The sequence below is a fragment of the Ruminococcus sp. OM06-36AC genome (assembly GCF_003438725.1).
In the GTDB taxonomy this organism is placed as follows: Bacteria; Bacillota; Clostridia; order Oscillospirales; family Ruminococcaceae; genus Ruminococcus_C; species Ruminococcus_C callidus.
In genome coordinates, this window is the sequence record NZ_QSTT01000073.1 from 1 (window position 1) to 997 (window position 997).

General features: G+C 47.6%; 2 protein-coding genes. Both read right to left on the bottom strand.

From position 1 onward, the window contains the following. Positions 1–135: 135 nt before the first annotated feature. Positions 136–372: a DUF4314 domain-containing protein gene (locus DXB92_RS13205; RefSeq protein ID WP_117734227.1), complete on the bottom strand. Its 237-nt coding sequence runs from the start codon at positions 370–372 to the stop codon at positions 136–138. After that, positions 356–997 (bottom strand): virulence protein (locus tag DXB92_RS13915; RefSeq protein WP_117734228.1); only part of this gene is annotated, 642 nt, incomplete at its 5' end. The genes DXB92_RS13915 and DXB92_RS13205, both read right to left, overlap by 17 nt.

Consider the following 997-nt stretch of genomic DNA (forward strand, 5'->3'; position numbering starts at 1 on the left):
CCATATTAACTCTAAACGGAGGAGATAGCAAGCGGCTAAATGTACAGAAAATGCGGTCAAAAGATTGTGTAGAATACACCCTTGCAATCCTTGCAATTGTATGGTAACATACATTACAATGGAAGAGATGCCGCCTTATTTTTTCGCCTTGGATACGGTCTGGAAACTATCGATTTCGGGAATCAGAGCAAGGGAAGAACCATTCTCCCACCGCATATGAATGCTGCCCACATCGTCAATATGCGTGACCTCGCCGACTGTTCCGGGAAGAACCGGATATTTTTCATTTCGCATAGAAATCAGCTGTAATTTCGTTCCGACAGGGTACTTTTTTCGCAGCTGTTCCAGATATGATTCACTCGGAAACTGCATCAGTATCACCAACCTTTCTGAATGCGGAATTGCCTGTGAGATTGCGAAGAATGACTTTTCTTGCTGCCTTGAATTCTGCACCCACCATTCCCAGACGAATCAGAAAACACCGCATGGTGTACTTGGGATTGTCGGAGGTGTCCGGTTTGCGGTTGATGCGGCTCTGGTTCTTGGCAAATTCGCAGAGCATGGAAATGAAGGTGCAGTAGGCATCTGCATCACCGTCCTGTTCGACCGTGAACCATGGAAATTCCACCTTTTCATCAGACGGAATGATGTCCAAACAGTCGGTTTGAAAAGCTGCCTGAAAAAGGGCAACCTTGTTTTCGCAGATCTGCCGGAGATTGCCGAGCGTATGCTCCGTGAAGAAATCGGCTGGCATCTGCACCGTCAAGCCCTTGGATTCCGGTTCTGTGGTGTCCGGAACAGCATAACCCCGACTTGCCAGTTCGGCAAGAAGCCGTTCTGTTTCCTTACGGTCGGCTTGGTCACTGATTTCCAGATCACCTGCTTTGGTAACAGTGTAGCATTCCCCGATTTTGTAAGTACAGGTGGGCATATACTGATATTCTGCCGTTGTTCCAATGATCGTGGCTATCGCCCATGCCAGTTTCTTTCGTTCATT